The 23,647-nt window shown below is 33.8% G+C and carries 18 protein-coding genes and 1 tRNA gene; 10 read left to right on the top strand and 9 right to left on the bottom strand.

The genetic code is table 11. The features are described 5' to 3' along the window. Positions 1 to 14: 14 nt before the first annotated feature. The 8 genes from ACNRYB_RS10380 to ACNRYB_RS10345 all read left to right on the top strand — a co-directional run bounded on the left by ACNRYB_RS10380 (position 15) and on the right by ACNRYB_RS10345 (position 6,168). Positions 15 to 2,465, top strand: a complete 2,451-nt coding sequence (locus ACNRYB_RS10380) for a carboxypeptidase-like regulatory domain-containing protein (protein WP_473730003.1) — start codon at positions 15 to 17, stop codon at positions 2,463 to 2,465. 142 nt (positions 2,466 to 2,607) lie between these two features. Further along, positions 2,608 to 3,018 carry a winged helix-turn-helix transcriptional regulator gene (locus tag ACNRYB_RS10375; protein WP_129748854.1) on the top strand — a complete coding sequence of 137 codons (411 nt, stop codon included), beginning with the start codon at positions 2,608 to 2,610 and terminating at the stop codon, positions 3,016 to 3,018. 22 nt (positions 3,019 to 3,040) lie between these two features. Continuing rightward, the gene (locus ACNRYB_RS10370) at positions 3,041 to 3,433 is read left to right on the top strand and encodes an OB-fold protein (protein WP_129748875.1); all 393 of its coding nucleotides are present in this window, start codon (positions 3,041 to 3,043) and stop codon (positions 3,431 to 3,433) included. A gap of 23 nt (positions 3,434 to 3,456) precedes the next feature. Continuing rightward, a complete protein-coding gene (locus ACNRYB_RS10365) occupies positions 3,457 to 4,299 on the top strand; it encodes a DUF5777 family beta-barrel protein (protein WP_473730002.1) in 843 nt (280 codons plus the stop codon). Between the two features lie 19 nt (positions 4,300 to 4,318). Further along, on the top strand, positions 4,319 to 4,723 hold the full coding sequence (locus ACNRYB_RS10360) for a cytochrome c (protein ID WP_129748856.1): 405 nt from the start codon (positions 4,319 to 4,321) through the stop codon (positions 4,721 to 4,723). A gap of 5 nt (positions 4,724 to 4,728) precedes the next feature. Continuing rightward, entirely contained in the window at positions 4,729 to 5,283 is a 555-nt protein-coding gene (locus ACNRYB_RS10355; protein ID WP_129748857.1) for a YceI family protein, read from the top strand. A gap of 113 nt (positions 5,284 to 5,396) precedes the next feature. Next, positions 5,397 to 5,792, top strand: a complete 396-nt coding sequence (locus tag ACNRYB_RS10350) for a hypothetical protein (RefSeq protein ID WP_129748858.1) — start codon at positions 5,397 to 5,399, stop codon at positions 5,790 to 5,792. A gap of 288 nt (positions 5,793 to 6,080) precedes the next feature. Then, positions 6,081 to 6,168: transfer RNA gene (locus tag ACNRYB_RS10345), tRNA-Ser, on the top strand. Positions 6,169 to 6,314: 146 nt separating this feature from the next. On the opposite strand, the gene ACNRYB_RS10340 is transcribed toward ACNRYB_RS10345, so the two are convergent. The 9 genes from ACNRYB_RS10340 to ACNRYB_RS10300 form a co-directional block, all read right to left on the bottom strand. Next, a complete protein-coding gene (locus ACNRYB_RS10340) occupies positions 6,315 to 7,214 on the bottom strand; it encodes an ROK family protein (RefSeq protein WP_473730001.1) in 900 nt (299 codons plus the stop codon). 23 nt (positions 7,215 to 7,237) lie between these two features. Next, positions 7,238 to 8,701, bottom strand: coding sequence for a glycoside hydrolase family 125 protein (locus ACNRYB_RS10335; RefSeq protein ID WP_129748860.1), 1,464 nt, complete (start codon positions 8,699 to 8,701; stop codon positions 7,238 to 7,240). A 6-nt stretch (positions 8,702 to 8,707) separates the two neighbouring features. After that, positions 8,708 to 10,993 (bottom strand): GH92 family glycosyl hydrolase, encoded by a 2,286-nt coding sequence (locus tag ACNRYB_RS10330; protein WP_473730000.1) that lies wholly within the window; start codon positions 10,991 to 10,993, stop codon positions 8,708 to 8,710. Positions 10,994 to 11,189: 196 nt separating this feature from the next. After that, the gene (locus tag ACNRYB_RS10325; protein WP_473729999.1) at positions 11,190 to 13,451 is read right to left on the bottom strand and encodes a GH92 family glycosyl hydrolase; all 2,262 of its coding nucleotides are present in this window, start codon (positions 13,449 to 13,451) and stop codon (positions 11,190 to 11,192) included. A gap of 100 nt (positions 13,452 to 13,551) precedes the next feature. Next, positions 13,552 to 15,540: a beta-mannosidase gene (locus tag ACNRYB_RS10320; protein WP_473729998.1), complete on the bottom strand. Its 1,989-nt coding sequence runs from the start codon at positions 15,538 to 15,540 to the stop codon at positions 13,552 to 13,554. A gap of 429 nt (positions 15,541 to 15,969) precedes the next feature. Beyond that, on the bottom strand, positions 15,970 to 17,484 hold the full coding sequence (locus tag ACNRYB_RS10315; RefSeq protein ID WP_129748863.1) for a SusD/RagB family nutrient-binding outer membrane lipoprotein: 1,515 nt from the start codon (positions 17,482 to 17,484) through the stop codon (positions 15,970 to 15,972). Between the two features lie 11 nt (positions 17,485 to 17,495). Beyond that, positions 17,496 to 20,588: a SusC/RagA family TonB-linked outer membrane protein gene (locus ACNRYB_RS10310; RefSeq protein ID WP_473729997.1), complete on the bottom strand. Its 3,093-nt coding sequence runs from the start codon at positions 20,586 to 20,588 to the stop codon at positions 17,496 to 17,498. 252 nt (positions 20,589 to 20,840) lie between these two features. Then, on the bottom strand, positions 20,841 to 21,851 hold the full coding sequence (locus ACNRYB_RS10305; protein WP_473729996.1) for a LacI family DNA-binding transcriptional regulator: 1,011 nt from the start codon (positions 21,849 to 21,851) through the stop codon (positions 20,841 to 20,843). Positions 21,852 to 22,271: 420 nt separating this feature from the next. Next, complete coding sequence (locus tag ACNRYB_RS10300; RefSeq protein WP_242502612.1) at positions 22,272 to 22,955, bottom strand: S24 family peptidase; 684 nt, start codon at positions 22,953 to 22,955, stop codon at positions 22,272 to 22,274. 275 nt (positions 22,956 to 23,230) lie between these two features. Here ACNRYB_RS10300 and ACNRYB_RS10295 point away from each other — a divergent pair, with 275 nt between their 5' ends. Further along, positions 23,231 to 23,368, top strand: coding sequence for a hypothetical protein (locus tag ACNRYB_RS10295; protein WP_165352492.1), 138 nt, complete (start codon positions 23,231 to 23,233; stop codon positions 23,366 to 23,368). Next, positions 23,361 to 23,636, top strand: a complete 276-nt coding sequence (locus ACNRYB_RS10290; protein ID WP_129748866.1) for a hypothetical protein — start codon at positions 23,361 to 23,363, stop codon at positions 23,634 to 23,636. The genes ACNRYB_RS10295 and ACNRYB_RS10290 overlap by 8 nt, the downstream gene beginning before the upstream one ends. The last annotated feature ends 11 nt before the right edge of the window (positions 23,637 to 23,647 follow it).

The following is a 23,647-nucleotide window of genomic DNA, read 5'->3' as shown; positions in this document are numbered from 1 at the left end:
ATAAAGGAAAAGTTATGCCTTTTAAAAAAATAATAATTGATATTGAAGCACAGCATGCCGTTAGTTTTAATTATACCGAAGATAATATTGAAGGACTAGAATTCAATCCTCCTAAGAAATCGCTTTCATTAGAACAAAAACTGGAATATCTAAGAAAAAAAACCAATTTATCTTTTGAAAATATAGGAAATAAATTCATCAATATCTATAAAATAGATACTTTCTCAAAAATGGTTTGCGGTTATGTTTTATCTTCGATAGATAAAAAACCTATTGAGAATGCCAATATCATTTTAAATAACAAAAGTCACTTTACTACTGATTCAGAAGGCTATTTTGAGTTTAATGAAGAAAACAGAAATACTTTTGTAATCAGCCATGTCGGTTTTGCATCAAAGAGAATTACGGCAGGAAACACAAATGCCAAAGATTGCATTCAAATCCTACTGGAACCTGAAATTACAGAATTGCATGAAATTAAAACTAATGCTATTCTGGCTTCTGGCATTTCAAAGAAAACTGACGGATCTCTTGAAATTAAACCTAAAAAATTTGGTATTCTTCCCGGCCTTATTGAAGCTGACGCCTTGCAGACCATGCAGCAGATACCTGGTGTAAACAGTCTCGATGAAAGTGTATCAAGCATCAATGTTCGTGGCGGTACGCATGATCAGAATTTATTTTTGTGGAATGGAATACGAATGTTTCAAACGGGACATTTTTTTGGTTTAATATCGGTTTTCAATCCAAATCTTGCACATACAATTTCGATCTACAAAAACGGAAGTTCTGCTTTTTATGGAGAAAGCGTTTCAAGTGTAGTTGACATTTCTTCTACTCCCGAAAAAGCAGAAAAAAATTCATTCAGCGCCGGAATCAACATGATTAATGCTGATGTTTACGCCAAGTATAATCTTTCAAAAAAAAGTTATATCGAAATTTCGGCGCGTAAATCGATCACTGATTTTGTAGAAACTCCTACTTATAGAGAATATTTCAACAAAGTATTTCAAAATACTACAATAACAGATTTTTCGCAGAGCCAAAATCTTAATTATAAAAGCGATAAAAAATTTGGCTTTTATGACGCTACAATAAAATATGTGCAGAAAATAGGAATCAAAGATCAATTAGTACTTGATTTAATAACCATTAAAGACAATCTGGAAGTCAACAAAAGCGCCACTTCATATAATATAAACAAATCACAAAACAATATTTTACGCCAGCAGAATTATGGTGCAAATTTGTCATGGAAAAGAAACTGGAATAACTTCAACACTACAAAAATTAATGTTTACAACTCTTCGTACGAACTTTTAGCCAATCAATATACAACTTACGAAAACCAAAGAGCAGTTCAGGAAAATACAGTAAACAACAATGGAGCTAATTTGGAAAACAATCATATTTTAAACTCTAAATTTAGCTTCAGTGACGGTTATCAATTTAATGAAATTGGCATTACTAATTTAGAACAGGTAACCAATCCCGATTTCTATCGCAAAGTAAAGGACGTTTTAAGAACTCATGCTTTAATTTTTGAAGGAAAATATAACGATACCGTCTCCCGAGTTTATTTTAAAGGCGGAATGCGTCTTAATTATATTGAAAAATTTAAAAAATATATTGCAGAGCCAAGAATTCAATTTGGTTACGGAATTAGCAAAAGTGTGACTTTAGAATTACTTGGCGAGCTAAAAAGCCAAAACTCCCAACAGATTATTGATCTGCAGAAAGATTATTTCGGCATCGAAAAAAGACGCTGGATTGTTTCGAATAATGGCACAATTCCAATACAAAGAAGCAAACAGCTTTCATTAAACCTATTCTACCAAAAAAACAACTGGCTTCTGGATATCGAAAACTTTTACAAAAAAGTAACAGGAATAACGACCTCTAGTCAAGGTTTTCAAAATCAGCTGGAATTTGTCAGAACTACTGGCGATTATGAAATATGGGGAACAGAAATGCTGATCCAAAAAAAAATAAATCACTTTCTTACGTGGTTAAGTTATACATATAATGAAAACAATTATGATTTTCCTGATTATGAATATCAACGTTTTCCCAATAACTTTGAACTGACCCACACTTTATCATGGGCAGGAATTTATGAGAAAAACAATTTCAAAATTGCTTTAGGAACAAAATGGTCTTCTGGAAGACCCAAAACATCTCCAGACTTATCCCAAATTGATCTTTCTGATCCTGTACTGGTTTATAATAGGCCAAATAACAGTAATCTGCACATATTTTCGCAGGTTAATCTTTCCTCAACTTACAAATGGGAAACCGCACGCGGAATTCAATACAAAATAGGAATCTCTATCCTAAATATCCTAAACAGAAGAAATGAAACTAGCGAATATTACAGAATTAATTCTTTGACCAATTCTATTGAAGAAGTGGACACTTTTTCGTTGCAAAGAACACCAAATCTGAGCTTTAGGGTTTCATTTTAACATCTTTTCGGCAAGAGTTTTTAAAACTTGTATTCTTCATCTTTATTTTTTTTTTCAAAAAATCGCAATTCTTTGGTAGGGTAATCTGCACCAAAGCTGTTTCACTATAGAATCATCATTTGATTTGATACAGTTTTAAAGCATGAATACACCAGAAAACGCCACATCTTATATACAGCAGGTCAGATTTGCATCAAAATGCAAATCTGAAATAGCATCCATTATGGACGCCATTTACATGATCAGCGGAAAATGGAGAATTCCAATATTGCTGGCACTTATGGAAGGCAACAAACGATTTTCTGAAATTCAAAAAGAAGTGCACAAAATTGCTTCCAAAGTTTTGGCCCATGAGCTGAAAGAAATGGAACTAAACGGATTTGTTAAAAAGAAAACAGATTATCAAAGCCGTGCCAAAACCGAATATCAATTAACGGATTACAGTTCATCACTAAAACCTATCATTAAATCATTACGAGATTTTGGCATTCAGCATCGAAAAAAAATGCGGGAAGAAAGCTATGAAACAAAAAACTCGCTGGCCGATTATTAAGCATCAAAAAACAAAACAGAATATGAATAGAAGAAAAACAATAATTGCAACTTCAATAGTGCTGGTAATAATTTCAGCCGGCATCTACTTTTATTACGGAGTCATTTTTAAAGAAGCTCGCAATATAGCATCAGAAACACCAGATTTTAGGATAACGGCCAAAAAACTTATCGAAGATTATACCGCAGATCCTAAAAAAGCAGACTCGTTATACCTCAACAAAACTATAGAAATAACGGGCAAAGCAACCAAAGAAACCGACTCTGCAATTGTACTGGAAAATACGGTTTTCTGCCTCTTCAAAGAAAAATTAAACACAAAAATGATGGATAAAAAAACTACGATTAAAGGCAAATGCATTGGATATGACGAACTATTTCTTGAAGTCAAAATAGATCAGTGCAGTGTTAAATAAACCAAACAAATAATAATTAATTTATGAAGAAAATTCTAGTTCCGTTCTGCCTGTTTTTAGCAACACTGGCCTATTCTCAGGATGATTTACTAAAGAGTCTTGATTCTACTCAGGTAGAAGAAAGCTATTCTACAGCAACCTTTAAAGCTTTACAGCTGGTAACGTTGCAGACCACAAAAATGCCGGCCAAAAAAGAGTTTTATTTTGTGGTTTCACATCGTTTTGGCACTGTAAAAGATGGCTTTGACAGTTTTTTCGGCCTTGATAATGCTACCACAAAACTAGGAGGAATTTATGGCATTACAGATTGGTTGTCAGCGAGCCTTTCCAGACATACTTTAAACAAAATGTATGAAATCGGATTAAAGTATCGAATGGCAAGACAAAACGATAATTTTCCTCTTGACATTGTTGGATATAGTGTCGCAGACATCAATACTTTTTTAGAAAAAGACCAATATCCTGGCTTAGAATTTAAACATCGAATGACGTATGTGCAGCAGCTTCTAATATCCAGAAAAGTAAGTGAAAAATTCTCATTAGAATTAGTGCCATCTTTTTTACACAAAAACCTTTATAATCCTGATATAGAAAGAGATAATCAGTTCTCTTTCGGAGGTGGCGGACGCTATAAAATCACGAAGAGATTGTCTGTAAATTTAGAATACATGCACAATTTTGACAAACCGGACTTTTATAAAAATCCGTTGTCTGTGGGACTTGATATAGAAACTGGCGGACACGTATTTCAATTAATTTTTACCAATTCACAATCTATGAGTGAGAGCGGATACCTTACCAATGCTTCTGGCGATTGGGGTAAGGGAGATTTCTTCTTTGGTTTTAACTTATACAGAGTATTCTAACAATTAAAAACGATAAATCATGAAAAAAACAATCGTACTTACAATTTTGCTGGCTGTATTGGCAAGCTGCAGTGATTCTGACACCATTCAGGATATCGAGACACCGACAAGTCCAACGAACCCGACAAACCCTACAAATCCGACGGATCCCACAAATCCAACAACTGCTGTTACCTACAATAAAGATGTGAAATCTATTATTGATGCCAACTGCATAAGCTGCCACTCAAGCGGAAGATCTGCCGCTTTCAGACCTCTGACAACTTTTGCACAGGTAAAAGCTGCAGTAGAAAACGCTGGCCTATTAGGTCGAATCCAGCTTCAAAACGGTCAGCAAGGTCTTATGCCACAAGGCGGCAGAATGGCTCAAGCTAATATTGACCTAATTGTAAAATGGAATACTGATGGCCTAAAAGAAAACTAATTTTTATGAAAAAATCATATATTATTTTTTTAGCGCTACTGCTTATTATAGCAGCAAATACTCAGGGAACTGCGCAAAAACTAATTACAAAAACAGGCAATATAAAATTTCAGGCATCTATGCCATCTTACGAAGAAGTTGCCGCAGAAAACAAATCAGTATCTGCTGTTCTGGATCAGACAACGGGAGATTTTGCCAGCCTGGTACTTATAAAAGGTTTTCGTTTTAAAGTGGCGCTGATGGAGGAGCACTTTAATGAAAATTATATGGAATCTGAAAAATTTCCAAAAGCCACTTTCAAAGGTAAAATTGAAGATTTTGACAGTTCAAAAATTACAAGTTCGCCTAAAAATTTTACATTAAAAGGAGATCTTACTATTCACGGAAAAACTAGGCCAGTCTCGGTTATTGTAAAAATTTCTAAGGTATCAAATGGTCTTAATGCGGCTGGCGCTTTTGAGGCAAAACCTGAAGATTTTGATATTGAAATACCTAGTCTTGTAAGAAAAAAAATTGCTGACAAAATAAAGATCAATTACAATTTTTTATTAATTAAATAATCCTCTTTAAGAATCAGATCCATTCAGGTTCAAAGAGTATTAAAGATGACTAATATTCTGGAGACCGGTAACGCATTACGCCGGTCTCTTTTTTAACCTTAAATCACAATAAAATGATCTGTAAAAATTATGTTGTTACTGGAGAAGAAGTAAATGATTATATGGTTATGGAAGATATCGCATACATTTCGTATACTGTTCGATTGTTATACCATTTTTTGTTTCATAACGGTTTTTCAAAAGAAAAACTCAATTATATGCATTTAGATTTACAGGAAGGAAATCACGAATTGATCATCCATAAAGACCTGATGTTTACAGAACATTTTTTACTTGAAATGAAGCATTGCTATATTGAAGACAAAATCAATATTAAAAGCTGCTTTTTTAACTCAAAGAACGAATGCTGCGCAGAAGTTACAAAAGAAGTAAAATGGTTTAACTCAATCAGCAGAGAAATTGTTAAAACACCGAAACAAATTCTTGAACATTTTTATCCGAAAATGTAAATCAAATTTTATGATAATACTAATTGTAGATCGGAATTTTCAAGATGCAAAAAATGTATAATGCTTCTGTGGTGGGTTTAATACAAAAAATATTAGAAATGCAATATACAAGCGGGATAAGGACTATAATCTTGATTCCTCTTCATCTTAAATTTAAAACCTTTGACTTTTGTTAAGGTTTTTCTTTTTTATAGTATATTTTTTTAAGAAATAGTTCAAAAAAAATTTTCACAATTCAAAAAACAGCTTATCTTTGCACTCGCAATCAGAAAATGATAGCAAGATACTGGAGAAATGGCAGAGCGGTCGAATGCGGCAGTCTTGAAAACTGTTGACTGTAACAGGTCCGGGGGTTCGAATCCCTCTTTCTCCGCCAGTAGAAGTTTCCCATGAGAAACTTTAAAAATTAAAAGCCTTTAAATGTAAAATTTAAAGGCTTTTTTTATTGTTCTTAATTAAAAATTCTAAATATTATTTAGCATAGAGAAAAAAGGATGAGTTTAAATCTCATCCTTTTTGTTTTTAATCACAAAGAAAACTAACCGCTCCTAGTAAGGCCGCGATTTCATTGTCATTTGAAATAGAAACCTCTACTTTTAAATCAGATTCTTGAATTGTGTTATTAAATGAAGACAAAAACAAATCGCTTGCATTGGCAATTTTTCCTCCAATAATAATATGATCTGCCGTAAAATTTTTAATCCATGGAATTACAACTTGAGCTAAGTCCTCTCCCATTTCTTCAAATACTTTAATTGCTAACCTATCTCCCTTTTTTGCTAGATTATACAATTCTACTCCATTATTAAGCTCGATACCGTTTAAAGATTTATAATGCGATAAAAGACCTCTTGCAGAAACATAATCTTCTGCAATGCTATCTTTATAAGTAAGATTATATATTTCTCCATCAGCTGGAACAGAATTTCCTGAACTGATTGATGTTCCTTTATCAATAAAACAAGCTCCTAATCCTGTGCCTAATGTTACAGCCATTACTTTTTTAGATAGGTTTTCTTGTTGCTTAAAAACTTCTCCTTTTCCAAAGCAAACGGCATCATTTTCAAAAAGAACTGGAAAATCTGCAGGAAAACCAAGAGTTTCCAAAAGCAATTCCCTTACATTTAGTCCATAAAAATACTCGTATTTAGATTGATCTTTAATCCAGCAAATTCCCGTTTTATAATCAAATGGTCCAGGCATGCAAATCGCAATTCCCGTGATATCTTTAATTTTAGAGTTTTTAATTGAGGTGATGATTACTTTTTTCCAGATATTCATAACTTGATCTACTGGCAGATTTGAATCGAAAGATTCTTTGCAGAGTGAAAAATCAAGCACTTTCATTTCTGTTTTATCAATAACCGCAGCTGTAATATGCGTTCCTCCTATATCTAGCCCAATGGCATGTGATGTATTCATTTCTATTTTTTAAGCTTTAAGTACTAGATATTTTTATCTTTTAAAATTTGAGGATAATGAATACTGGTGTGCACAATCATTTCGCCAAATAATGTATTCGCCCAAGCAAACCATTTACGGGTAAATTTATTCACGTCGTCTTTATGGAAAGATTCGTGCATAAATCCTGTGTCGGCATTGGTTTTAATTAAATTACTGATACAAGCTTTTATTTCTTTTTCGTCTACACTTGTAATCGCTCTCAAAACAATACTCATTGGCCAAATAGTATCAACTCCTGTGTGCGGGCCTCCAATTCCTTCTCCTGCTTTTCCTTTATAGAAAAATGGATTATTTTCTGACAATACTACCTTTCTTGTATTAAGATATAAAGGATCATTTGGAGCAATCGCACCTAAATAAGGTAATGACAATAAAGACGGTACATTGGCATCGTCCATCATGTGGAAACTTCCGTATCCGTTTACTTCAAAAGCTATAATTTTTCCAAATTTTGGGTGATTGATGATGCCGTGTTCATTAAGTCCATTTTGAACCTCATCTCTTAATTTTGTGGCTTTTGCAACTAAATCATTGTCTTTTAAAGCTGGTAGAGAGAAAATTTCAATCAGATAGCCTAATATTTCAATAGCGAACATATTGCTCGGAATCAGGTAACCGAATAAAGTAGAATCGTCGCTTGGTCGGAAAGTCGAAACGATTAATCCGCAAGGTTTTACTGGATAACCGTAACCGCCTAACGGAACTCCATCTGTCGCCCAAGCCGTCTGACGCTGAAAACTATAAGGACCGCCCTTGCCATCCATTCGCTGCTGTTCTTTAAAAGTTTGAAGCACTAAAAGCATGGCTTCTTTCCATTTGGCATCAAATAAACTGATATCTCCCGTTTCTTTCCAGTATCCGTGCGCTAATCGAACGGGATAACACAAACTGTCTATTTCCCATTTTCTTTCATGAATTCCGGGCTGCATCTTGGTAAGATCGTTTTTCCACTCACTTTCCTTAGTGAAATCTTTATAAAAAGCATTCGCATATGGATCCAGCAGAATACATTTCGCTTGACGATTAATAACACCTTTTACCAATTCTGCCAGTTTTGGATCTTCTTTTACAAACGGAATATAAGGCCAAATCTGCGCTGTACTGTCTCTAAGCCACATGGCATCAATATCGCCCGTAATTACATACGTATCTGGTTTTCCGTCAATAATTTCAAAATCTACTGTTGTATCTAGTGTATTTGGAAAACAATTTTCGAATATCCATGCCAATTCTGGATTGGCAATTTGTTTTTTAATGCGTACGATCGCAGCTTCAATTGCTTTACTTGTAAATTTTCTTTCGCCAACAGGAGGTCTTTTAGAAATAAAATCTTTTAGCGGAAAGGGAAAAGCATCTGAATTAAATCCGAAAGCTTCTGTTTGAAGTGCCAATAACCCTGCGGAAAAAATGCCTGCGTTTTTTATAAATTTTCTACGTGACTGCATATCTTTTTATTTTGAAGTTGAATAAGAATATGGGTATGCCTCTTTTGTTGTGCCTCTTTTTAAATTCGGAGAACTTGTCATATCGAAATTTAGTTCACCTCCTTTTAATACATCAAAATGGTTGATGTAATTTTTAGAATGAGAAGCATTATCCCATTTCAATTCGTTTACATATTTGTTTGTTTCTGAATTATTCGGTGCATTGATAATAAGCTGTTTTCCGTTTTCTAACTGTAAAGTTGTTTTCTTAAACAAAGGCGCTCCCAAAACATATTCGTCTGTCGCTGGACAAACTGGATAAAATCCCATTGCTGAAAAAATATACCATGCAGAAGTTTGTCCGTTATCTTCGTCTCCGCAATAACCATCTGGAGTTGGTTTGTACAAACGGTTCATCACTTCTCTTGACCAATATTGCGTTTTCCAAGGCTCACCTGCATAATTATACAAATAAATCATGTGCTGAATCGGCTGATTCCCGTGAGCATATTGTCCCATGTTCATAATCTGCATTTCACGGATTTCATGAATAACAGCTCCATAATAACTGTCATCAAAAACTGGAGGCATTGTAAATACATCGTCCAATTTTGCAGTGAAATTCTTTTCTCCTCCCATTAAATCAATTAAACCTTGAATGTCGTGAAAAACGCTCCAACTGTAATGCCAGCTGTTACCTTCTGTAAAAGCGTCTCCCCATTTGAACGGATTAAAATTTGCTGGAAAACTGCCGTCTTTATTTCGTCCGCTCATTAATCCAACAGAAGGATTATAGAGATTTTTATAATTCATCATTCGCTTTTCAAGCAAATTGATTTCTTTTTTAGGACGATCTAAAGCTTTTGCCAATTTCCAGATTGCAAAATCATCATAAGCATATTCTAATGTTCTCGCTGCGTTTTCATTTATTCTGACGTCATAAGGAATGTATCCTAAAGTGTTGTAGTACTTAACTCCTTTCCTTCCTACAGCATCCATTGGTCCTTCATTATTGGCTCCGTGCTGTAAAGCTTCGTACAAAGTATTGATATCATAACCGCGTAATCCTTTCATGTAAGCATCTGAAACTACAGAAGCAGAATTATTTCCAACCATGACATTTCTAAAACCTGGACTTGACCATTCTGGCAGAAATCCGCCCTCTTTATAATCGTTTATTAATCCTTCTTGCATTTCTTTATTTATCGAAGGATAAACCAGATTTAATAAGGGATATAAAGCACGGAAAGTATCCCAAAATCCAGTTCCTGCATACATATAACCTGGTAGAACTTTTCCATTATATGGGCTGTAATGTAGTATATCGCCGTCTTTATTTATTTCATATTGTTTTTGAGGAAAACAAACCGTACGGTACAAACAAGAATAAAATGTTTTCAACTGCTCTTCATTTGTATCTTCTACAACAATTTTTCCTAGAACTTTGTTCCATTCATTTTTAGACTGTTCTAAAGTTTCTTCGAATGAAGCATTTCCTAGTTCATTTTTTAAGTTTAATTCAGCTTGTTCAAAACTTATAAAAGATGATGCTATTTTTACATTTACTTTTTCGCCTTTTTTAGTTTTAAAACCGACTACTGCTCCAGCATGACCAGCCGTTAATTCTAATTTTCCTTTTTCTAAAGTTTTATCGTTAAAGGTGGAATTTGCCGTAAATGGCTTATCAAAATAGAGTACAAAATAATTTTTGAAATTATCTGGAACACCACCGCTATTACGGGTTGTGTATCCTATAATTTTATTTTCTGATGGGATAATTTTAATGTATGATCCTTTATTAAAAGCGTCTACGACAATATAAGAGTGTTCGTTTTCTGGAAATGTGATCTGAAAATGAGCCGCTCTTTCTGTTGTAGTAATTTCGGTCGTAACATCATGATCTGCCAGATAAACGCTGTAATAATAGGGTTTTGAAACTTCTGCTTTATGACTGAACCAGCTTGCGCGTTCATCTTCGGCGAAAGCCAACTTCCCCGTAACTGGCATAATCGAAAACTGTCCGTAATCGTTCATCCATGGCGAAGGCTGATGCGTCTGTTTAAATCCTCTGATTTTTTCTGCCGTATAGGTATAAGCCCATCCATCGCCCATTTTTCCAGTTTGCGGTGTCCAGAAATTCATTCCCCACGGTCTGCAAATTGCGGGATAGGTATTTCCGTTTGAAAGATTATGCAAAGACTGCGTTCCCATTAACGGGTTTACATATTCAACAGGATCTAAAGCTTTTACCTGTGCATTTAGAAAAAGACAGGACTGTACTATTCCTAAAAAAATTAAACTTTTTATTTTCATATTCTGTGTTGCTATCCTAACAGGTTTAAAAACTTGTTAGGTATTTATTTTTTTATAAAATGCCAATTTCTATTATCCAAGCTTTGTCAAAGTTTTAAACTTTGACAAAGCGACCATAAATCTTAAACTTAAATCATACCTAACAGATTTCAAAAACCTGTTAGGAAATCTAAAATCAGAACTCTTAAATCTTAAATTATTGAGGTCTATCTTCTTTCTTAATTCCAAATGTTGCTGACGGCTTATTTCCCATATATAATTTCAGTTCTCCGCCTTTTACAATCATTTCATGTGTGATATATGATTTTGTATAGGGTTTTCCATTATATTCTGCTTTTTGAATATAAATATTTGAAGCACTATTATTAATGGCATTTATAGTAAATAAAATTCCTTTTTTATAATGAATGACAGCATTGTTTACTAACGGACTTCCTAAAACATAAATTCCGTTTGCAGGATTAACCGAATAGAATCCCATAGAAGATAAAACGTACCAAGCCGACATTTGTCCTAAATCTTCATTACCGCATAATCCATCAGGTTTTGTTGAATAGAATTTTTCGTCAATTTCTCGAATTAATTTTGCTGTTTTCCAAGGTTGTCCCACATAAGCATATAAATACGGAATATGATGATTTGGCTCGTTTCCATGAGCGTATTGGCCAATTAAACCGCTAATATCTGGCGAAACATCCTCGCCTTCTACTTTGTCAGTCAGCAAGAATAGTGAATCCAATTTTGCAATAAATTTATCTTCGCTTCCAAATAAATCAATTAATCCGTAAGGATCTTGCGGAACCAGCCAAGTATACTGCCACGCATTTCCTTCTACATAATCGTCTTTACGGTGAGCAGATGAAAGCGGATTAAATGGCGTTCTCCAATTTCCATTGGCCAATCTACCACGCATAAAAGTGGTTTCTTTGTCAAAATACTGTTTGTATAAATTGGCTCTTTTCGTAAAATAATTATAATCGTCAGTTTTGTTTAAAGCTTTTGCCATTAAAGCGATGCAGTAATCATCAATAGCATATTCTAAAGCATTTCCAACAGATTCTAATAATTTATCGGCAGGAATATATTCTAGTTTCTGAACGTAATCCATTCCGTCACGGGTTTGCATTGCCGTTTTTTTGATCGCTTCATATGCTAAATTGGTATCATAATCACGGTATCCTTTTAAATACGCATCAACAATGACCGCTATAGAATGATTTCCGTTCATTGTATTGGTTTCGTTACCCATCAAATGCCAAACCGGTAATCTTCCTTGCTGCTGATAAATCGCTAAAAACGATTTTACAATATCATTGATTTTTTCAGGCTGTGTAATAGTGTATAATGGATGCAGTCCGCGGTACGTATCCCAAAGCGAAAAAGTAGTATAATTGGTAAAATTGGCTTTTTCGTAAACCTTTTTATCGGTTCCTAAGTAATCTCCATTCGCATCATTAAAAATGGAAGGTGCAAACATGGTATGATACAATGAAGTATAGAAAACTTTCATTGTTTTTTCATTTGCATTTATTTGAACTTTGTTCAGCTCTTTGTTCCATTTTGAATCTGCTAATTTTACAATTGCTTCAAGATCCCAATTCGGAATTTCCGCTTTTATATTGGCAGATGCATTTTCTGTACTAACTGGAGAAATTCCGACTTTTACCAGAATCTGTTTGTTTTTTAAGGTTTTAAAATCTAAAACCGCTTTTATTTTTAAGCCTTCACCTTCTGTTCCTTTTACTGTAGCTGTACTATCATAAACCATCATATTTGTAATCGGCTCAGAAAATTCCATTGCAAAATAAATACGCTGATCTGCTGCCCATCCTGCAGAATATCGATAGCCTTCAATTTTGGTTTTGCTTACTTTTTTAATGAAAGTTTTTACCGGTCTGTCCCAGCCGATTCCGTCGGCAAGATCAATTAAAATGTGCGAATCATTAGTGTTTTCAAAAGTATATTTATGAAAACCAACTCTTTCACTTGCCGTTAATTCAGCTTTGATTTTATATTTATCCAATAAAACACTGTAATATCCTGGTTTTACCACTTCGTTTTTATGAGAGAAATACGAACCGTAACCGTTTACCATATCTTCTTTTGTTCCTTTAGTCAAACCCACTTTTCCGCTGACTGGAAGCACCAAAATATCGTTTAAATCACCAATTCCTGTCCCGCTTAAATGTGTGTGCGTGAAACCTAAAATCGTATTGCTCGAATAATTATAGCCGCTGCACCAGTCCCAGCCTTCGAAAATATTTACAGGCCCCAACTGTACAGCTCCAAAAGGAACATTTGCACCCACAAATACGTGGCCATGCCCCGCTGAACCAATTAGCGGATCTACATATTGCGTATAATTTACATCTGTTTGTTTTGTCTTTTTTTGCTGTGAAATTATCGGATTGGCAAAAAGTAAACTTAAAGCCAAAAAGCCGCTAAATACTATTCTCATATATTTTAATTTTTAAATTCTGTGGGAGAGACGCACTGAAGTGCGTCTCTACGAAAAACCTTTGTCCCTTTGCAACTTAGAACCTCAGCACCTTAGAACCTTAGTATCTCTTTAAAACCTCATACAAAGAATAAATCTTAATCTCAGGTTTTGCTATTTTCCCTTCAAACGAAATTGTTTTTTCTTCTCCTGCTTTTAGATCAAAATAATTATCTCTCCATTTTCCGTTATAGCCTTTCATCGAAATACAAACATATTTTGCCCTTTTCTGAGCTTTTACAACTACGTTATTTCCTTTTATTTCCCAACTGATTTTGGGATCTTCTAATGCCAAATCTTTCGGATGTGTAAAATCGGTTTCTGATTTTATGTCGTCTCTGTATGCTTCTTTTATAGCGTACCAAGCAGCTTTTGGCTGTCGATTATTGTAATCTGTAATGCTCCAACTTGCAACAGGCCAACAGTCATTTAACTGCCAAACTAAAGTTCCCATATTATAAGGCGCTTTAGCACGATGGATGCCGACAATATTTTTTATCGAATAATAATGCAGACACTGACTTAAGTATGCATAATCTTCCAGATTCATCTTTTTTATTTTAGAAGCATCAATAAAATATCTGGCGAGATAAGAATCTAATTTTTCAAAACCTTTCCCTGCTTTTAAATGTACTTTTAGTATATCTGAATATAATTGTCGATCTTCTGCTGAAGTAAAACTTTCAATTGAATTATAATTTGGTAAAGACAGCATTCCATATTCGCTCACAAAACGTCCTGTCTTTTTCTGAACGGCTTCAATATCTTCTAATCCCCACCAAATTCCCCAATAATGACTATCTCCTTCGGTTATGCTTTTTGCTTTTGACCAATGATATAATGGTGAAGAGCTTAAATACGGACGTTTGCCATCGACTTCTTTTACCCATTTTGGAATACTGTCGCGGAATAAACGCGTATAGTCTTTCCACAAATGGATTGAATCTTGTTTTGAAATTTTAAAACTTTTCATCCAGCCCCAATTTTTAAAAGCTTCGTCTGATTCATTATTTCCACACCATAAAACAATGCTTGGATGATGACGAAGTCTCTTTACCTGATACTGAACTTCTTTTTTAACATTATCAAAAAAAGCATCGTCTCCAGGAACCATTGTGCCTGCGAACATAAAATCCTGCCAGATATTTATGCCGTATTTATCACATAAATCGTAGAAATAATCATCTTCATAAATACCGCCGCCCCAAACGCGAAGCATATTCATATTGGCTTCTTTGGCAGATAAAACTATTTTTTCATATTCTTTTTTAGTCACTCTCGAAAGAAAAGCATCTGATGGAATGTAATTGGCTCCTTTCATATAAACCGGCTTTCCGTCAATTTTAAAATAAAAAGAGCGACCAAGACTGTCTTTGTCTTGTATTAATTCAATTTTTCGATTTAAAACATACGGTTTTTCAGGTTCTTTTTCATCATAAGCTTCAAATCTTGGCGTTTTCCAGATTCCGCAAGTGGTGAATTTTGGTCCCCAATCCCAGCCAAAATGGTATTGCGCTTTACGAACATAGGCGCGCGGATTGTCTGGAATTACAAATGGATAATCTTTTTTAGCTAGTGAATCGACTACATTTTGTGCCGATTGAAATACGATTCGCAAATCATTATTTCCTGATTTCAAGACTTTTTTAACGTCAACACGCCATTGACGAAACATATTATCAGCTTTTAAAACCAGCTTATCGTTTACATAAACTGATGCATAAGTATCTAATCCGTCAAAAACTAATTCTGTATTTTTCTTTTTCAGCATATTTGCTGAAACCTGAAAAGCAGTTTTATATTCCCAGTTTTTGCGTTCAATCCATTGCAGTTTTTTCTCGTTATCTCTGTAAAATGGATCTAGTATGAATTTGCTGTTTAGCAAATCGGTATGAATTTCTCCTGGTACAGTAGCCGAATACCATTTTTGTGTTTTTTCTTCACGATACTTCCAATTGTTTTTTAAATCAATTTTCTGCGAAAAGGAAATTGACGTAAAACCAGCCAGAAATAAGGACATTATCCAATGAAGTTGTTTTTGATAATTCATTTACAGAGTACTATTTTAATACCTTCTAAAATTACTAAAAAAGGCAAGTAATTTGGCAGTTTTAGAGAAGGAAAGAACTGACCGCACCTATTCCTTCTCTTGAGAATTTATTCTTTGTTAGTAACTCTAAAATACAACTAGAAATATTTTCTTTACCACTGCCTTATATATATTGTGAATTGGATTTGTTTTTAAATTCAAATAATTGAAATAAACTTTAAGTATAGTATTTTGAAATTTTTAAAATACAGAAATTAAATCCATCTTTTTCAGCAGAACTGTATTCATTTTCTGCGAAAAAAAAGCATTTGAATCTGTAAAATAATTTTTCAAGATTTTACTTTTCAGATCAATCAATTTTATGTTTTTAAAAATAAGCCGGGTATGCTCAGTACCCGACTTATCTTAACTAACCAACCAATTTAAAAATTATTTATCCCACCAGATTCTTGTGGTCATTAAATCTAAACCTTGGCGTTGAATTGCTTCTTTATAATTCGCCTCATTTGTAATAAGTTCTGACTGATCGTAGATTAATCTTCTCGGAATTGTTCCTTGAGTTTCTCCAGTTGGATCATTTACAGGAACTAAAACTGGATAACCTGTTCTTCTATATTCTGAGAATGCTTCAAAACCGTTGAATAACAATACAATCCATTTTTGAGTGATAATCTGTTCGATTTTTTGTGCTTCTGTTCCTGCAGATTTAAATGGATAGGTTGTAATGTAAGTGTTGTATTCTGCTGGAGTAACCGCAGGCACTTTATCTCCAAAAATGGTTAAGATATTCATCGCCGCTCTTACTCCGTTTTCGTAATAAGTCTGAGCCGATCCGCCAACGTTCCATCCTTTTACTGCTGCTTCTGCCAATAAAAACTGTACCTCAGCATAAGACATAATTAATGTTGGAGCATCTAAACGCAATACTGTAGAAGTATTTGGGTCTGAGAACAGTTTTTTGTCTCCTCCTGGAAATTCTTTTGCATCATTTGCCAAACCTTGCTGACTTGCTGGATTATTATCTCCTGTAGCTTCTAGTTTTGCATAAATTCTTAAACGTGGATCGTTTGTGTTTTTCAACATATCGATAAACGTTTTACTAAATTTAATGTTAGATTCTCCTCCATTCAAATCGTTTCTAACCCAAGAAGATGTAATTGGATTGGTTTTAACACCTGCAGGACCTGCATCGTGTTTTAAAACCAAACTGTCATCATTTGAAGTAAAAACTCCTTTTGCATAAGCTTTTTCTACAAATTCTTTTGCTTTTGCCGGATTTACTTTAGATAAACGCATTGCAACTCTCAGCATTAAAGAGTTTGCTAGTTTTTTCCATCTTGCAACATCACTTTGGTAGTACAAATCAGCACTTCCGACAAATGGTTTACCTGCATCAAGTGCTGTTCCTGCTTCGTCTAATTCTTTTAAAAGATCATTGTAGATGGCTTCTTGCGTATCATATTTTGGAGAAAACACGTTTCCGTTATATCCTTTTCCAGCTTCAAAATAAGGAACTTCACCGTAAGTATCTGTCAATTTTTGGAACAAGAAAACTTTCATGATTCTTAATGCCTGAATCATATTGGTATTTTCTGGCGTATTTTCTACTACAGATAATAATTGGAAAATCTGATTTAATCCTTTTCCGTAAGTTTCACCAAAAAGAGCGGCAGAATACTCAGAAGAATACGTGTATTTTGAACCTGGTCCACCAAGTGAAGAAAACTGCTGTACGATTTGTGCAGCGTATAAATTGTTTCCTCTTGTGTTAGAAAAATCTTGTCCGTCTACATAAATTTCAGCAAGCGTAAACATTGATTTTACAGCTGGATCTGTTAAGGCATTTGGATTCTTATTCATTTCTTCGAATCCTTTATCGCATGAAGCTAATGTCAAAGCACCAACAATTGCGACACAAAATATTTTGATATATCTATTTTTCATCTTTTTTAGAATTAGAATTTGACATTAAGTGCAAAACCATAGTTTCTTGTCAATGGCATAGAAGCTCTCTCCATACCTTGAGCATTACTATTTGAGTAATTTGACTCAGGATCGATGTTTGGAACTTTGTCATAAATAGTCCATAAATTATGAGCTGAAAATGCTAAACTAACAGACTGGAATGGTGTTTTTTGTAAATACGCTTTTGGGAAATTGTAAGCAAATGATATTGCTCTAAGCTTAACAAAATCAGCATCGTAAACAAAGTTTGATGTTACATCACTGTAACTTCTCCAGTAATTATAAGCAGAAACGTTTGTATTAACTGGGTTTCCGTTTACATCTGTTCCGTTTACTTGAACACCATTTTCACGGCCTGGAAGCGTAATTTCAGATAATCCGTAACGTGTTCCTAACTGGTTTGTAGCTGAATAGATCTCTCCTCCAAATTTAGCATCAACAAAAACAGAAAGTGTGAAATTTTTATAAGAGAAATCATTTGAAAGTCCCATTGAAGTTGGTGCAACACCTTGCCCTGCAATGATTAAGTTTCCTCTTAAGAATTTACCATCCGTGCCAAGCACTATATTTCCATTAGCATCTCTTAAATAGTCATACGCTTTAATCACTCCAAATGGCTGTCCTTTTTCTAAAACTACATTAGCTCTTCCATCTCTGTTTCCTTCTAATGTTTTCGTCGTAATTTTATCAGAAAGATTTAAAACTTCACTATGGTTATAAGCAAAATTATAAGCTACGTTCCAAGAAAAACTTGGCGTCTTGATAGCTTTCACATTAACAGCAAACTCCACCCCTTTGTTTAGGATTTCACCAACATTAATTTTTGTTGTTCTGTAACCAGAAGCTTGAGAAACGTCAGCATCTGTAATATCATTTGTAGTTTTTTTGCTGTAGAAAGTCAAATCTGTACTTACTCTGTTATTGAAGAATGTATTTTCGAAACCAAACTCAATTGTACTTACATTATAAGGTTTTAGAGTTCTGTTTGGAATTGTTTCTCCGTTTACACCCAAAATTGGCTGTCCTAATGAATCTGTCTGTCCGTCTGGTGTAGTGTAAGTTAATGCTAAAGCATAAGCATCTGGCAATGCACCTCCAACGTTACCCCATCCTACTCTAACCTTACCATAAGACATCCATTCAGGAAGACCGATAACTTCAGAGTAAATAAAACTTGAACTTACAGAAGGATAGAAAGTACTATTGTTTGCAGGATCTAATGTGGAAAACCAATCTTCACGACCCGTTAAACTTAAGAATAAGAAATCTTTATACCCGATATCTGCAGAATAGAAAAGAGAGTTTACTTCGCTTTCTGAGAATAATTTCTCTGTTTTGTCAGGCTGAGTATTTCCATAGAAATATTTGAACGGAACAATAAAGTTGTTTCCTTTCATTTTGATTCCGCTATATCTGTTATGCTGACGGTTTGCGCCAATAAAAGCATCCAATGAAATATCTTTAGCAATATCTCCTTTGTATCCTAAGAAACCAGAAGCATTTACTTCAGAACGAGTTTCGATTCTGTTTTCGATAGATCCTCCTGGATTATAGTTTATTCCAGTAGGTTCAATTTCAGTATATTCATAATTAATATCATCAATACCAATAACAGCCTTAGCATAAATTTTATCTGTAATGTTGTAATTTACTTTTGCAGAACCAATAAAACGCTTTCTAAGATCATCATTTAATGGAGATTTCGTAGCAAAATAAGGATTGGTATGATATACGTTTGCTCCTAAAAAGTCTTCTTCGCCTCCATTAGCATCATAAGGATTGCTTAACCATCTAATATCTGAACCTGGAGTCATGAAAGTAGTTGGAAAAGATGGGTTTCTTGGCGAATCATTTAAATACGGACGGTTATGGCTTTTCTCTGAAATATATTGAGCATTACTTTCAATGCTAATTCTTTTATTTGGAGCCGAATTTAAACTCAAAGCCACGTTATTTCTTCCAAAAGTAGTTTCTGGCATGATCGATTCGTCTTTAGTATTTCCGAAAGACAATCTGAAATTTGTTGATTCATTTCCGCCAGAAATTGCTAAAGTATTACTGAAAGAATATCCAGTTCTGTAGAAATTCTCCACATTATCTTTTCCATAAGCTTGATAAGGTCTTGTTTTACCGTCAAGTGATAAAGATGGCGTTCCGTCATATTTATCCCCCCATGCAAAATAGTATGAGTCTCTAAGTTCTTGCAAATTGTTAAATCTAGTTGGCACACCACTCGCATTTGGAGCTCCAGCACCATATTGATCTTGCCATTTCAAAAGGCTTGCAGGTGTATTAAAAGAAGAATTTGTGCTGAAATCTACTCCTATTCCCGTTCCGTTTTTACCTTTTTTAGTTGTAATTAAGATAACGCCATTTGAACCTCTGTACCCATAAAGAGCAGAAGCGGCACTACCTTTAAGAACTGACATCGAAGCGATATCGTCTGGGTTAAAAGATGACATACCGTCTCCTTTATCCGCGCCTCCCCACATACCCGCATTTCCCTGCTGTGTATTGTCAATTGGAATTCCATCTACAACATACAATGGCTGATTAAGTCCTGATGCAGAAGTTGCTCCACGAATTACTACACGGCTTGAACCTGAAGGTCCAGTAACTGGTGCCGAAACGTTTACTCCGGCAATTTTACCTTGAAGCGCGTTTCCTAGGTTAATTTCTTTATTTTTTGTCAGGTCCTCGCCTTTTAGTTCTCCAACTGCGTAACCTAAACTTTTCTTTTGTTTTTTAACTCCAAATGAAGTTACAACAACATCTTTTAATTCTTGCGTTGTTTCAACTAACGTAACGGCAACTCTTGTATCTTTTTCTTGAACTGCCACTGATTGTGACTGAAACCCTATAGAAGATACATTAAGGGTAACTTTACCTTCGGGAACATTCATTCTAAATCGGCCTTCGGCATCTGAAATAGCACTAAATGGTTTTCCCTGAACTTCGATTGATGCACCGACAATTCCCTTGTTCTCTGCATCTGTAACTATACCGGTTATTAATCGATTTTGCGCGGCAGCACTCAAACTGCTAAGCAATATCACTCCTAACACTGCTAATATTCGTCTCATAAGCGTTTTTTTGGTTATTGGTTTTGATTTGTTTTGTGTTTTGTTGTTAAGTTGTTTGTTTTTAAATAATTAATAAAAAATTGTACTCTATTTCAATATTACAGCTCGAATAACAAGTAATCTCAATAGCTGTTTTAGTTTTTTAAAGTCTAAGAAAATCCAGAAAAAATCTTACTAAATCGTTTTAGTGAAATGATTAAAAAAAAAGTCCCACTTTTTAATTTCTAATTTTCGTTTTTAATTTTCGATTGGTTAAACAGATTCTCTTATTATCAAAGTTCCTTTCTTGAGAACCTTTTCTATTTTGAAATCTTCCAAATTTGTCATCTGACTCATTAGCAACTGTATCGATTTGACGGCAATTTCTTCAATGGGCTGTGCAATAACTGAGATTGTGGGTGTATGCAATTTGAAACTGTCATGATCATCAAAACTTATGACGGAAACATCTTCGGGAATTTTACATTTCAAAATCCTAAAAGCCTGAAGTCCTGCAAGCCCGAGATAGTTGGCTGAAAAAAGAACTGCATCTATCTCTTTATTTTTCTTGAAGAAATTTACAATGGCTTCAATTCTGCTTTGCTCACTTGAATGATAATCCAAATGAAGTGTATACTTTTCATTATAAATTCCTTCTTCTTTTAAGGCTTCTACATATCCTTTTTCTCTTAGCTTCATCTGAATCATTCCAGACTCATTATTCACAACGGCGATATTCTTTTTTCCTTTCCCGATTAAAAATTTAGTGGCCGAATAAGATGCTTCGTAATTGTCCATTAGAACGTGACTTACTTTTTGGTTGGCAAAATATCGGTCAATCAAAACAACAGGTTTTTGCAATTTTAAAAGCTGTCCGATTGTTTTCTCTAAATTTCGAGTCGGAGTAATAATAAAACCTTCAACATTGGCTTGCAAAAGACTTTGCACTAATTCTTCTGAACGGTTATTATCATCGCCTGTACTACAATAAAAAACTCTGTAATTTATATTTTTTGCTTCGTCTTCAATCACTCTAGCCAAATCTGCAAAAAACTGATTGGATATATCTTCTACAATAAGTCCGATTGATCTTGTTTTTCCTGTTCTCAAACTACTCGCAATCATACTTGGTTTGTATTGCAGTTTTTGCGCTACATCCTGGACCTTTTTGATTACCGTTGGACTAATTGCCATTTTTTCGCCCTTTCCATTAATCACAAAAGACACAGTAGAAATAGAAACTTCTGCCTGTTTCGCAATATCTCTAATTGTAATCTTTTTCATCGGACAAAAAATTTATTGTTGAATATTTTAGTACATCGCAAATATATGCAAGTGAAACTTACAAAAACGTTTTAGTAAAATTTTTTTTCAATAAATCGTTTTTTTAAAGCCAAAATAAAACGAAAAATTCAGCAAATGCTAGATTTCAATAAGTTATTGTCATTTTGACTTTTAATATCTATTTTATGTTTTCTATGTTGTTTTAGCTGAATTTTGATGATGTTTTTAAAGATTTTTAGTGTTTATATTTTGAGAAAAGATTCAAAAAAATGATTTTTCTTTAGACTTTATAGAAAATAAGCTTTTTCTAATTAGCTATCTAAATTTGATGCTTTTGTTCTCCTGATGAAGTTCAAAATTGAAATAAAAAAAGCCTTTAAACTTTGGTATTTAAAGGCTTTATTCTAAAATCGAAATAATTTACATCATCGTATTTATTCTAATACTGGCTTTTATAAGTGCCAATGCTGATATTTTTGAAATATGGATATCTTTTGGCTGATGATGCGAATTCTGGCTCACCAATTTTACATATTCTTGTCCTTGATCAGATTTCTGTACATATTTTACCGTAATATATTCCTCCCAATCATTTAGCTTTACACTCAAAAGATACATTTCTCCAAAAAAGATATTTTCAAATTCAGTTTCTTTATACAAAACAATGTCTCCCGATTTCAACAACGGATACATACTGTCTCCCGTAACCGAAATTGCACCATCGCATTTAGGCAAGTTTGGAATCTTTATGGTATCCAAAACTCTTTGAGGTTCGCCACTATTAAATAACTCTCTTAATCCAGCAACAGCTTCTAAATCATATAATGGAATTTCTTGATTTACATGAATGGCATCAGCGGTTTTCCTGTCGTTTTTCATGATCATTACACTCGTGTTATCCTCTTTAATCATAGGTCCATTTCCTGTTAAAAGCCATTCGGAATTTATTTCTGGATAGTAGTGTAAAATTTTACACGCTTTATCTGTTCCCATATTACTGCTATTATCTAAAAATTTATTAGAAAAGCCTAAATCATTGCAGAACTTATATTTACTTATCCCTTTATAATCAAGGTATTCGCGCATTCTTTCAGTTGACCCCATAAAAAGACGTATTTTTTTACGTTAAAAATTTGTTTTAATGTATTATTTTACATTATATTTGCAAAGTAAAGAAAAATAAATTTTAAAAACAACAGAAATTTTAACAATTTTATGAATCAAGCTTTTGAACAACAAATCACAAAATAAAACAAAAACATTGATTAACAAAAAATTACAACCTTTTTAAGTAGTAAAAAAATAGCCACTACGAGTAATAGGAACAAAACTACGATTAAAATGTAATATTAATCATCAAAACAAAAAAACTATAAAATATGGAAACAAATCAAATCAAGGAAAAAATTCGGGAATTGGAAAATTGGCTAATCGAAAATCCTAACAGTTCCGAAAGGAATTTAATAGAATCTGACATTAAAAAATTAAAAAATCAATTAGAAAAAAATTATGAATAAAACACAAATCGAAGATCGTATCGCATTATTATATCTGGCACTTCAATATTGTTCAGAAAGAAGCAAAACTTTTACAGCTGGAGAAAGAATCTGTATCAATCAGGAACGTTTTCAATGGATGCATATTCTGGATGATGAAACTGCTTCTCCACGCCCTGTTCCGTCAAATATTGAAAGTAAAATAAAAGAGGTTTTGAAACTTGCTTTACATCATAATTTCAAACCTTATTATGCAGATCCATTTAAAGAAGAAATATTAATTTACTAAAAGCCAATTAT

The sequence above is a fragment of the Flavobacterium sp. CR10 genome, assembly GCF_055814415.1.
Note: the sequence above shows the minus strand (reverse complement) of the source record. Positions and strands in the feature narration are given on the sequence as shown.